Source organism: Acidovorax sp., assembly GCF_046294525.1.
Lineage (GTDB): Bacteria > Pseudomonadota > Gammaproteobacteria > Burkholderiales > Burkholderiaceae_C > Acidovorax.
Genome location: NZ_JBKBKQ010000008.1, coordinates 117,371 through 129,720 on the forward strand (window position 1 = coordinate 117,371; position 12,350 = coordinate 129,720).

At 63.0% G+C, this 12,350-nt stretch carries 7 protein-coding genes and 3 tRNA genes; 1 reads left to right on the forward strand and 9 read right to left on the reverse strand.

The annotated features are described in order from the left end of the window. Window positions 1–26: 26 nt before the first annotated feature. The 9 genes from ACK4HJ_RS10350 to ACK4HJ_RS10390 all read right to left on the reverse strand — a co-directional run bounded on the left by ACK4HJ_RS10350 (window position 27) and on the right by ACK4HJ_RS10390 (window position 10,926). Window positions 27–100, reverse strand: a tRNA-Cys gene (locus ACK4HJ_RS10350). Between the two features lie 58 nt (window positions 101–158). Then, window positions 159–234 (reverse strand) — tRNA-Gly (locus ACK4HJ_RS10355). An 86-nt stretch (window positions 235–320) separates the two neighbouring features. Beyond that, window positions 321–2,753 (reverse strand): endopeptidase La, encoded by a 2,433-nt coding sequence (lon, locus tag ACK4HJ_RS10360; protein ID WP_409830787.1) that lies wholly within the window; start codon window positions 2,751–2,753, stop codon window positions 321–323. 126 nt (window positions 2,754–2,879) lie between these two features. Then, window positions 2,880–4,145: an ATP-dependent Clp protease ATP-binding subunit ClpX gene (gene clpX / locus ACK4HJ_RS10365; protein WP_409830790.1), complete on the reverse strand. Its 1,266-nt coding sequence runs from the start codon at window positions 4,143–4,145 to the stop codon at window positions 2,880–2,882. A gap of 102 nt (window positions 4,146–4,247) precedes the next feature. Continuing rightward, window positions 4,248–4,856: an ATP-dependent Clp endopeptidase proteolytic subunit ClpP gene (gene clpP, locus ACK4HJ_RS10370; RefSeq protein ID WP_409830793.1), complete on the reverse strand. Its 609-nt coding sequence runs from the start codon at window positions 4,854–4,856 to the stop codon at window positions 4,248–4,250. Window positions 4,857–4,985: 129 nt separating this feature from the next. Then, complete coding sequence (tig, locus tag ACK4HJ_RS10375; protein ID WP_409830795.1) at window positions 4,986–6,305, reverse strand: trigger factor; 1,320 nt, start codon at window positions 6,303–6,305, stop codon at window positions 4,986–4,988. A gap of 74 nt (window positions 6,306–6,379) precedes the next feature. Beyond that, a tRNA-Leu gene (locus tag ACK4HJ_RS10380) sits at window positions 6,380–6,466 on the reverse strand. 91 nt (window positions 6,467–6,557) lie between these two features. After that, window positions 6,558–9,740 (reverse strand): efflux RND transporter permease subunit, encoded by a 3,183-nt coding sequence (locus ACK4HJ_RS10385; RefSeq protein ID WP_409830798.1) that lies wholly within the window; start codon window positions 9,738–9,740, stop codon window positions 6,558–6,560. Window positions 9,741–9,750: 10 nt separating this feature from the next. Further along, entirely contained in the window at window positions 9,751–10,926 is a 1,176-nt protein-coding gene (locus ACK4HJ_RS10390; protein WP_409830801.1) for an efflux RND transporter periplasmic adaptor subunit, read from the reverse strand. Between the two features lie 196 nt (window positions 10,927–11,122). Between ACK4HJ_RS10390 and hpnC the strand changes: the two genes are divergently transcribed. Then, window positions 11,123–12,055, forward strand: a complete 933-nt coding sequence (hpnC, locus tag ACK4HJ_RS10395) for a squalene synthase HpnC (RefSeq protein WP_409830804.1) — start codon at window positions 11,123–11,125, stop codon at window positions 12,053–12,055. Window positions 12,056–12,350 lie beyond the last annotated feature (295 nt).

A 12,350-nucleotide genomic window follows, 5' to 3' on the forward strand; every position in this document is an offset into this window, starting at 1 on the left:
TGATCGAAAAGCGATACCGGAGTATCTGGAGGCGCGGTCCGGAGTCGAACCGGACTAACCGGATTTGCAATCCGGGGCATAACCGCTTTGCTACCGCGCCAGGAATTCGCATTCCTCTGACAAAAAAGGGAAGCATGCGCTTCCCTTTTTGTGGAAATTGGAGCGGGAAAAGAGTCTCGAACTCTCGACCTCAACCTTGGCAAGGTTGCGCTCTACCAACTGAGCTATTCCCGCATTTTACCGAAGCCTCACATTGTACAACGTTTGCTGCGATGGAATGAATTGTAGCGCATTTTTTGGGCTCTCCAAAAAAATTTGCATCAATGTTTCAGTCCATCCCCCACCACCGAAGACACGGGCGACTTTTCAGGCGCAGCAGCCGGTACTGCCGCTACGTCGTCATCCGTCAGAGGCACGGGCTTGCTCTCCAGCGCCACTTCCAAGACCTTGTCGATCCAGCGCACCGGCACGATCTCCAGGCCGCTTTTCACGTTGTCCGGGATCTCCTGCAAGTCTTTCACATTCTCTTCGGGGATCAGCACGGTCTTGATGCCTCCGCGCAGTGCGGCCAGCAGCTTTTCCTTCAAGCCGCCAATGGCGGTGACTTCGCCGCGCAGCGTGATTTCGCCCGTCATCGCCACATCGCTGCGCACGGGAATGCCTGTGAGCGCCGACACAAAGGCCGTCGTCATGGCAGCGCCCGCACTGGGGCCATCCTTGGGCGTCGCGCCATCGGGTACGTGAATGTGGATATCGCGCTTCTCAAAAACTTCATCCTTGATGCCCAGGATGCGCGAGCGGCTGCGCACCACGGTGCGAGCAGCTTCGACGGACTCCTTCATCACATCGCCCAGCGATCCTGTGCGCGTGATCACGCCCTTGCCGGGCATGGCTGCAGCTTCGATGGTCAGCAGGTCGCCGCCCACTTCGGTCCACGCGAGGCCCACCACCTGGCCCACCTGGTTCTGGGCTTCAGCGCGGCCGTAGGTGAACTTGCGCACGCCCAAAAAGTCAGGCAGGTTGTCGGCCGTCACCACCACCTGAGGAGTGAGCTTCTTGAGTTGCAGTCCCTTGACCACCTTGCGGCAGATCTTCGACAACTCGCGCTCCAGCGAGCGCACGCCAGCCTCGCGTGTGTAATAACGCACCATGTCGCGCACAGCGGCCTCGGTGATGAGCAATTCCTCATCCTTGACGCCGTTGTTCTTGAGCTGTTTAGGCAGCAGGTACTTCATCGCGATGTTGGTCTTCTCGTCTTCGGTGTAACCCGACAGACGGATGACTTCCATGCGGTCCAGCAGCGCGGGCGGGATATTCATCGAGTTCGACGTGGCGACGAACATCACGTCGGACAGGTCGAAATCCACCTCGACGTAGTGGTCGCCGAACGTGTGGTTCTGCTCGGGGTCTAGCACCTCCAGCAACGCGCTCGACGGGTCGCCACGAAAGTCCGTACCCAGCTTGTCGATTTCATCCAGCAGGAACAGCGGATTGCGCGTGCCCACTTTGGACAGGCTTTGCAGCACCTTGCCCGGCAACGCGCCAATGTATGTGCGGCGGTGCCCGCGGATCTCGGCCTCGTCACGCATGCCACCAAGCGCCATCCGCACGTACTTGCGGCCCGTAGCCTTGGCAATGGACTGACCCAGCGATGTCTTGCCCACGCCGGGTGGTCCCACGAGGCACAGGATGGGTGCCTTGACCTTGTCCACACGCTGCTGCACCGCGAGGTACTCAAGAATGCGGTCCTTGACCTTGTCCAGGCCATAGTGGTCTTCGTTCAGCACGCCTTCGGCGTTGATGAGGTCGTGCTTGATTTTGGTCTTCTTGCTCCATGGCAGGCCGGTGAGCACGTCAATGTAGTTGCGCACCACGGTGGCCTCTGCCGACATGGGGGACATCAGCTTGAGCTTCTTGAGTTCGGCATCCGCCTTCTTGCGGGCTTCGGCAGGCATCTTGGCGAGCTTGATCTTTTTCTCGATCTCCTCGATGTCGGCGCCTTCATCGCCCTCGCCCAGCTCCTTTTGGATGGCCTTGACCTGCTCATTCAAATAGAAGTCGCGCTGGTTCTTTTCCATCTGGCGCTTCACGCGGCCACGGATCTTCTTGTCCACATTGAGAATGTCCACCTCGCGGTCGAGCTGCTCGAACAGGTTTTCAAGGCGCGCCTTCACGTCCGACAGGTCCAGCACCACCTGCTTGTTTTCCAACTTAAGTGGCAGGTGCGCGGCGATGGTGTCCGCCAGTCGGCCCGGATCGTCGATGCTGGAAATGGACGTGAGGATCTCAGGCGGGATCTTTTTGTTGAGTTTGACGTACTGGTCAAACTGCTGCATCACCGCACGGCGCAGCGCTTCGATCTCGCTCGGCTTATTGGCCTCGGGATGCGCCTCCACCGGCGTCACGGTTGCCGTGAAATGGGTCTCGACATCCTCGATAGAGGTGACCACTGCGCGCTGCTGCCCTTCCACGAGGACCTTCACGGTCCCGTCGGGCAGCTTGAGCATTTGCAGAATGGTGGACACGCACCCGACATCGAACATGTCCGATACCGAAGGCTCATCCTTGGCCGCCGCTTTTTGGGCAACCAGCATGATGCGGCGGTCGGCCTCCATGGCCAACTCCAGCGCCTTGATGCTTTTGGGACGGCCCACAAAAAGCGGGATCACCATGTGAGGGAAGACCACCACGTCGCGCAGGGGCAACAGGGGCAGGTCGATGGGGGTGGCTGGCAGGGGAGTGTGTCCGGACATGGAAATCCTCAAAGTGCTCTGTGGACTTGGGTCCACATGTGCGGATTTTCAACCCTAGCGCGCAGCCGTACTGCTGCCAGGGTTGATGATTCAAAGGGCGGCAACATGGCGCCCGCTCCGGTCTTATCAGGCCTTCTTCGCCGCTTCGCGGTAGACGAGCAACGGCGGCTTGTTTTCTTCGATGGTGGACTCGTCCACCACCACCTTCTCGACATTGCTGGTATTGGGCAGGTCGAACATCGTCCCGATCAGGGACTGCTCCAGGATGGAACGCAGGCCGCGAGCACCCGTCTTGCGGGCCAAAGCCTTGCGGGCGATGGCCTTGAGCGCAGCAGGGCGGATTTCCAGATCCACACCTTCCATGGACAGCAGCTTGCTGTACTGCTTGACAAGCGCATTCTTGGGCTCGGTCAGGATCTGCACCAGCGCGTCTTCACTCAGCTCTGCCAGCGCGGTCACGACGGGCATGCGCCCCACCAGCTCGGGGATGATCCCGAACTTGATCAGGTCTTCCGGCTCGATCTCGGTGAACACTTCGGTGAGCGAACGCTGCTTTTTACTCTTGACCGACGCACCGAAGCCAATGCCCGAGGCTTCGGTACGGTTTTCAATCACCTTTTCCAGGCCCGCAAAAGCACCGCCGCAGATGAACAGGATGTTGGTCGTGTCGATCTGCAGAAAATCCTGGTTGGGATGCTTGCGCCCACCCTGCGGCGGCACGCTGGCCATGGTGCCTTCAATCAGCTTCAGCAGCGCTTGCTGCACCCCTTCGCCCGACACGTCGCGTGTGATGGAGGGGTTGTCAGACTTGCGCGAAATCTTGTCGATCTCGTCGATGTAAACAATGCCACGCTGTGCGCGCTCAACTTCGTAGTTGCAGCTTTGCAGCAGCTTCTGGACGATGTTTTCCACGTCCTCACCCACATAGCCGGCCTCAGTCAGCGTCGTGGCGTCCGCCATCACAAAGGGCACGTCCAGCATGCGCGCCAGCGTCTGGGCCAGCAGTGTCTTGCCCGAGCCCGTGGGGCCGATCAGCAGGATGTTGCTCTTGGAGAGCTCTACATCATCCTTAAGGGCCTTGTCCTTGTGGCGCAGACGTTTGTAGTGGTTGTACACCGCCACCGCCAGGGTGCGCTTGGCCACGTCCTGGCCGATCACGTAGTTGTCCAGGTTGGCCTTGATCTCAGCAGGCGTCGGCAGGTCGCTCTTGCCCTCGCGCGCGGCTTCGCCCGCAGGCAGCTCGTCGCGGATGATTTCGTTGCACAGGTCAATGCACTCGTCGCAGATAAAGACCGACGGGCCAGCGATCAGCTTCTTCACTTCATGCTGGCTTTTGCCGCAGAAAGAGCAGTAAAGGGTTTTTTCGCTGGAAGAGCCTTTTTTCTCGGCCATGGGGGCAATGCCTTGTTACGTACGGGAAGTTGTCGGGATGATAACCAAATAAAAAACGGCGTCTTCCCCTGGGGAAAACGCCGCTGCGCGAGCTTTCGGCGCTCAGGAACGCTTGCTGATGACCTGGTCGACCAGGCCGTATTCCTTCGACTCGTCCGCTGACAGGAAATAGTCGCGCTCGGTGTCGCGCTGGATCTTTTCCAGCGGCTGGCCGGTGCGCTCGGCCAGGATCTTGTTGAGCTGCTCGCGGGTCTTGAGGATCTCGCGGGCGTGAATCTCGATTTCGGTAGCCTGCCCCTGCATGCCGCCCAGCGGCTGGTGGATCATGACCTTGGAGTTGGGCAGCGCAAACCGCTTGCCCTTGGCGCCCGCGGCCAGCAGGAAAGCGCCCATGCTTGCGGCCATGCCGGTGCACAGGGTGGACACATCGGGTTTGATGAAGTTCATGGTGTCGAAGATCGCCATGCCTGCACTTACAGACCCGCCGGGCGAGTTGATGTAAAAGGAAATGTCCTTCTCAGGGTTTTCGCTCTCCAGGAAGAGCAACTGTGCCACCACCAGGTTGGCCGTCTGGTCATTGACCGGGCCCACCAGAAAAATAACGCGCTCCTTGAGCAGGCGCGAGTAGATGTCGTAGGACCGCTCGCCACGGCCCGACTGCTCGATGACCATGGGAACCATGCCCAGGCCTTGTGTTTCCAATGCGCTCATGTTTTTCTCCAGACAAGCAGGTACTTTACCCAGAAATGAATTGGGGCTTGTGCATCAAAGCACAAGCCCCTCGTCAGGATTGCAACAGCCGGGAACAGCGCCTTTTTACACCGCGCCCGGACAGGGCCATCAGCCTTGTTGCTGTTGCGCCATCAGTTCGTCAAACGACACGGCCTTCTCGACCACCTTGGCCTTGCTGAGGACAAACTCCGTCACATTGTTTTCGATCACCACGGCTTCGACTTCGGCCAGGCGTTGGCGATCGCCAAAGTACCAGCGCACCACGTCTTCCGGCTTTTCGTAGCTGGCGGCCAGCTCGTCGATGTGGGCCTTGAGCTGCTCGGGCTTGGCCTGGAGTTCGTTGGCGCGCACCAGCTCGGCCACCACCAGGCCCAGGCGCACGCGGCGCTCGGCTTGCGGGCGGAAAACGTCTTCAGGGATCTCGGCCTTGTCGGCGTCCTTGATGCCGCGCTGCTTCAGTTCGGCGCGGGCACCTTCCATGAGGCGGGCGATTTCGGCCTGCACGCTGGCATTGGGCAGGTCGAGTTCGGCCTTGGCCACCAGGGCGTCCATCACGGCGGCCTTGTTGCGCGACAGCAAGCGGAACTTGACTTCACGCTCCAGGTTCTTCTTGATGTCGGCGCGCAGGCCGTCCACGGAACCGTCGGCAATGCCCAGCGACTTGGCGAGGGCGTCGTTCACTTCGGGCAGGTGGGCAGCTTCGATCTTCTTCACGGTGACGAGGAAGTCGGCGGTCTTGCCAGCCACTTCCTTGCCATGGTATTCGGCGGGGAAAGCCAGGGGGAAAGTCTTGCTTTCGCCAGACTTCATCCCGCGCACTGCGTCTTCGAATTCCTTGAGCATCTGGCCTTCGCCGACCAGAAACTGGAAGTCTTCGGCCTTGCCGCCGTCAAAAGGTTCGCCGTCGATCTTGCCTTCGAAGTCCACGGTGACGCGGTCGCCGTCTTCGGCAGCAGCGCCCTGGGCGCGCTGGGCAAAGCTGCGGCGCTGCTTGCGCAGGATGTCCACGGTCTTGTCGATGGCGGAGTCGGTCACTTCGGCCGACAGTTTCTCGATTTCCGCGCCGGACAGGTCGGCAATCTTGACCTCGGGAAACACCTCGAAGACGGCGTCAAACGTGACCTGGCCTTCAGGAGCGCCTTCCTTTTCGGTGATGCGGGGCTGGCCGGCCACGCGCAAATTGGCTTCGTTGGCGGCCGTGGCGAAGGCTTCGCCGACCTTATCGTTCAGCACTTCGTACTGCACCGAATAGCCATAGCGCTGGGCGACCACGTTCATGGGCACCTTGCCGGGACGGAAGCCGTCCATCTTCACGGTGCGGGCCAGGCGCTTGAGGCGCGTGTCGACTTCGGACTGGATCAGGGTGACGGGCAGGCTCAGCGTGATCTTGCGCTCAAGCTTCTCAAGGGTTTCAACAGTAACGGCCATGGCTATTCCTCTTATGAATGTGGATCGTGCTGGCTGCAGCGCAGCAGCGCCGTGTTCCGCAAAGTCTCACAGGGTGGTGCGCGGGGGGGGACTCGAACCCCCACACCATTGCTGGCGTCAGGACCTAAACCTGGTGCGTCTACCAATTTCGCCACCCGCGCGGTTCTACAAACAAACAGGCGGCAACCTCAGCTGCCGCCTGCATGAAATCGGTCAACCTTCTATTTTACCCTGATGCGGGCAGGGTGGGAATCAAACCCCTTCCATAACTTCCGGCGCGGGCCGTTTGACACGGAACCACGCGGCATACATCGCGGGCAACGCGAGCAGCGTGAGGACCGTGGCAACGATCAGCCCGCCCATGATGGCTACGGCCATCGGGCCCCAGAACACGCTGCGCGACAACGGGATCATGGCCAGCACAGCCGCCGCGGCCGTCAGCACGATGGGGCGCAAGCGGCGCACCGCCGACTCCACAATTGCATCCCAAGCCGGCACGCCCCGTGCGCGGTCCTGTTCGATCTGATCGATCAAGATGACGGAATTGCGCTGGATCATGCCCATGAGTGCAATCACCCCCAGTAGCGCCACAAAGCCAAACGGTCGATTGAGCAACAGCAGCGCCGCAGAGACACCGGCAATCCCCAGGAACCCGGTGATGTATACCAGGAACGAGCGGCTGAAACTTTGCAACTGCAGCATCAACAACGTGAACACCAAGAACAGCATGACGGGCACGCCGGCCATGATGGAACTGGTTCCCTTGGAACTTTCCTCCACTGCGCCCGCGACTTCGATGCGATAGGCGCCCTGCCCCGAAGCGCGCCATTGCGCCTCAATTTTCTGCAGTGCGGGCTGGAGTGCTGCGGTCACCGTGGCGCCTTGTAGGCCCTCGGTCACATCCCCCTGCACAGTGATGGCGTAGTCGCGGTTTTCGCGCCACATCACGCCGGGCTCCCAGGTGAATACGGGCTTGGCAATCTGCGTGAGCGGGATCGACTTGCCTGACGCCGTGGGCAGGTAGGCGTTGGCGATATCGGTGATGGCGTTGCGCTCGTCCTGCGGCTGGCGCAACACGATGTCGATGAGCTTGTCGCCCTCACGGAACTGCCCCACCTGCGTGCCCGAAAGAATGGTCTTGGACGCCTGCGCGATGGACTGACTGGTCACGCCCAGGGCGCGAGCCTTGGCCTGATCCACCTCCAGGCGCAGCACCTTCACCGATTCGTTCCAGTTGTCGTTCACGCCCCGCATGTCGGGGTTCTGGCGCAGCTGCGCCTTCACCTCGTCGGCGCGCTCGCGCAGAACCAGCGGGTCCGGCCCCACCACGCGGAACTGCACGGGGTACGGCACCGGTGGCCCGTTGGGCAGCAGCTTGACGCGGCCGCGCACCTCCGGGAACTCCTCCGCCAACAACGCAGGGAGCTTCACCCGCAGCGACTCGCGCAGCTTCAGATCCTGTGGCAGCACGATGAATTGCGACACGTTGCTCTGCGGGAACACCTGGTCCAGCGGCAGGTAGAAACGCGGCACGCCCGAACCCACCCAAGTGCTCACGGCCGTCACACCGGGCTCGGCCAGCAGGCGCTGTTCCACGCGCTTGGTGACTTCCTCGTTGCCTGTAAACGAAGTGCCCTCGGGGAACCAGATATCCACCAGGATTTCAGGCCGGCTGGAATCCGGGAAGAACTGCTGCTGCACCTGGCCCATGCCCACAATGCCCAGCGCAAACGTGAGGATGGTGGCGCCAATGGTGAGCCAGCGGTGCTGCACACACCAGTCCACCAGGCGGCGGAAGGTGCGATAGAACGGGCTGTCGAACACCTCATGCGGATCGTCCGTGATGCCCTTGTTGGCTTGCGCAGCCAGCACATGCGGCGGCACCTTCAGCAGCAGCGTGCCCAGGTACGGCACAAAGTACACCGACACGATCCAGCTCAGCACCAAAGCGATCACCGTCACGGCAAAGATGGCAAAGGTGTACTCACCGGTGGTGGACTTGGCCAGGCCGATGGGCAAAAAGCCCGCCGCCGTGATCAGTGTGCCGGTGAGCATCGGCATGGCCGTGATCTCATAGGCAAACGTGGCAGCGCGCACCTTGTCGTAGCCCTCTTCGAGCTTCAGCACCATCATCTCCACTGCAATGATCGCGTCGTCCACCAGCAGGCCCAGCGCGATGATGAGGGAGCCCAGCGAAATCTTGTGCAGCCCGATGCCCCAGTACCACATCGCCAGGAACGTGACGGCCAGCACCAGCGGAATCGTGATACCCACCACCAGCCCCGGGCGCGGGTCGATGTACCAGCGCTTCCACAGTGGGTGGTTGCCGGGCCGCTTGTGCAGGCCCAGGCTGATGAAGCTGACCGCCAGCACGATGACCACGGCCTCGATCAGCACCTTGACGAATTCGTTCACCGAGGTGGACACGGCCTTGGGCTGGTCCTGCACATTGACCAGTTGTACGCCCGCCGGCAGCGTGGTGCCGATGCGGTCGGTGGTGGCATGCAGCGCCTTGCCCAGCGCAATGATGTCGCCGCCCTTGGCCATGGACACGCCCAGCGCAATCACCTCCCGCCCCTGGTGGCGCACCTTCACGGTGGCCGGGTCCACATAGCCGCGCTTGACCTCAGCAATGTCCCCCAGGCGCAGCTGCGCGCCTGACGGGCCGCGGATCGGCATGGCGCTCAGGTCTTCGACCGCGTTGAACTGGCCCTGCACCCGCACCTGCACCTGGTCTTGTGGGGTCTGGATGGCGCCCGCGCTCTCCACCGCGTTCTGCTGGCCCAGCTGGGCCAGCACCTGGTTCATGTCCAGGCCCAGCTGCGCCAGACGCTTTTGCGATATTTCGATGAATACCTTTTCGTCCTGCACGCCAAACAGCTCAACCTTGGCCACGTCAGGCACGCGGAGCAACTGCTGGCGCACGCCGTCGGCAAACTGTTTCAGCTCGGCATAGCTGAAGCCTTCGGACTCCAGCGCGTAGATCACGCCATACACGTCACCAAAGTCGTCGTTGAAGAACGGCCCCTGGATGCCCTGCGGCAAGGTGTAGCGCATGTCGCCCACCTTCTTGCGCACGCTGTACCAGACGTTGGCCACGTCACCGGGTTTGGACGAGTCCTTGATCTGGAAAATGATCTGCGACTCCCCCGGCTTGGAGTAGCTGCGGATCTTGTCGGCATACGGCACTTCCTGCAGCGTGCGCTCGATCTTGTCCGTGACCTGCTCGGCCACCTGCTGGGCGGTGGCACCCGGCCAGTAGGTGCGCACCACCATGGCGCGGAAGGTGAAGGGCGGATCTTCATCCTGCCCGAGCTGGAAATACGCCGCAAAGCCCAGCAGCATCAGCACCACCATGAGGTAGCGGGTGAGGGCCGGATGGTCGAGCGCCCATTTGGAGAGGTTGAACCCCTCTTTGGGTTGTTGTCGTGTCATGGGTGGCCCCTCAGTTGGCAGCCGAGGCCGGCTTTGCTACCAAATCAGGAGCTGTTTGCGCTTTACTGGCGGGCGCTACAGAAGTTTTTGGCTGATAAATCAGCACTTTCTGCCCCGGCGACAGCACGTGCACGCCAGTGGCCACCACCTGCATCCCGGGCGTGAGGCCCGCGGCCACCACGGCTTCGTTGCCATCGGCCGTGGCGATCTGCACTGGCTGCGACTTCACGGTGCTGGTGGCCGGGTCATACACCCATACGGCCGTGGCCTGGCCCTCCTGGCGCAGCGCGCTGGTGGGCAGCTTGATGGCGGGAATGCCCGCGTGGCTCAGCGCCTTGGGTGTGGCGTACACGGTGGCGCCCAGCGGCGGCACCTGATCGCCCTCAATGGCCACCTTGACCTGGAAGGTGCGCGTGGCCATGTCGGCGCTGGCCGCCACCTCGCGCACCTTGCCGGTCAGCGGTGCGCCGCCCGACCAGCCGCGCACGGCCACTTCCGACCCCACGGCGATCTGGGCGACCTTGTCCTCAGGCACCACAAACACCACATCGCGCGGGCCGTCCTGGGCAATGCGCACCACGGGCGCGCCTGCGGCCACCACCTGGCCTGGCTCGGCGTCCACGCCCGTCACCACGCCCGCCACGTCTGCCACCAGCGTGGTGTAGGCAGCTTGGTTGCCCTGCGACGACAGCTGCGCGCGGGCCTGGTCCAAGGTGGCCTGCGCGGCTTTCAGCGAGGCTTCGCGGCGCTCCAGCTCGGCGCCGCTGATGAAGTTCTGGTCTTTCAGAGTCTGGTAGCGCTTGAGGTCTGCCGCCGCCAGGTCACGCTGGGTGGTGGCCGATGCAAGCTGCGCGCGCGCGGCGTCGGCGGCCAACTGGTAGTCGCGCGGGTCCAGCTGGGCCAGTACCTGGCCGGCCTTCACGCGCTGGCCCAGCTCGGCCTGGCGCTGCACGATCTTGCCCGCCACACGAAAACCCAGGCGCGATTCGACCCGAGCCCGCACCTCGCCCGAATACTCCAGGCTGGACTGCAGCGTGCCTACACCCACCGTAAGCAGCTTGACGGAGCGCACCGGCTCCTCCGGCGGCGCGGGGCGCGAGCAGGCGGCCAGCAAGGCCGCAGTGGCCAGCACCAGCAGAGTGCGGGAAGGCCGTTGGAGGGGCCGCAAAGCGGAGGGTATGCGCATGGGAGATCCGGTGGTGAGAAGAATGGGCAACAAGGGGCAGACTGCACGGCGCGGGCACCCCATGCCCGCGCCGCACATGATTCGGAGTCATCCGGCCAGCCCCCTTGTCCCTGATTGATGGGTTGTAGTTATTTACTGACTGACCGGTTAGTAATCTATGAGAACCCACCCCGTGTTGTCAAGCGACAATCCGGGTGTGAACGACCTTCCCCCCTCTTCCCCGCCCAGCGCCGCAACTTCCGCGCCACAGTCCACCGACCCGGTGAGCACACCGGCAAACGCACCGGCCGCCCTGGCCGCTCCCGTCACGCACTACGAGAATTTCCCCGTCGCCTCGGTGCTGTGCCCGCCACACCTGCGCCAGCCCATCGCCGCCATCTACGGCTTTGCTCGCACGGCCGACGACATTGCCGACGAAGGCGACGCGCCGCCTGCCACCCGCCTGGCGGACCTGGCCGCCTACCACGCCGACCTGATGGCGGTGGCGGCCGGCCAGCCGCCCTCGCCCCGCTGGGCCAGCGTGTTCCTGCCGCTGCAGGCCGTGCTGCGCAGCCACCAGCTGCCCGTGCCGCTGCTGGCCGACCTGCTGAGCGCCTTTGCGCAGGATGTGGAAAAAACCCGCGATGGCGAGGGCTACGCCGACCGCGAAGAGCTGCTGGACTACTGCCGCCGCTCGGCCAACCCCGTGGGCCGCCTGCTGCTGCACCTGTATGGAGTGCACGACGCCCAGGCGCTGCAGCAGAGCGATGCCATCTGCACCGCGCTGCAGCTCATCAACTTCTGGCAAGACCTGTCGGTGGACATTCCCCGGGGCCGGCACTACCTCCCGCGCGACGACTGCGCGGCCCACGGCGCCTGCCAGGCCGAGCTGCTGGCGCTGCAGACCACGCCCGAGAACGCGCGCCTCATCCAGGGCTGCGCCCAGTGGGCCCGCGCCACCATGGTGAGCGGCGCCCCGCTGGTGCACCGCCTGCCTGGTCGCGCGGGGTGGGAGCTGCGCCTGGTGGTCCAAGGCGGCCTGCGCATCCTGGACAAGGTGGACGCGCTGAAGGGCGGCAGCCTTCACACCCGCCCGCGCCTGCACCCCTGGGACTGGGTGGTGATGCTGGGCCGGGCTCTGGTGATGTGACCGGGCTGCCCCTGTGCCCGGCCGCCATCGCCGCAAAGCCGGCACAGCGCAGATCAGCAGAAGAAAGATTCATGGACCACAACACGCGCTGACATCTGAGCGGTGCGCATCCTGAACTTCAAGCAAAAATGGCCTCCAGCGCTTATACAGCAAGCGCTGGGAGCTATCAATTTGATACTGCGCACTGCTTACGGGAACACCCCGGCCCGCATTGCCGCCGGCGCACACGCATGCCCGGGCAGGGATAGCGAGCATGCTGCCGCCACCCCGCCCGGTTAGCCTCACGCCACCCACC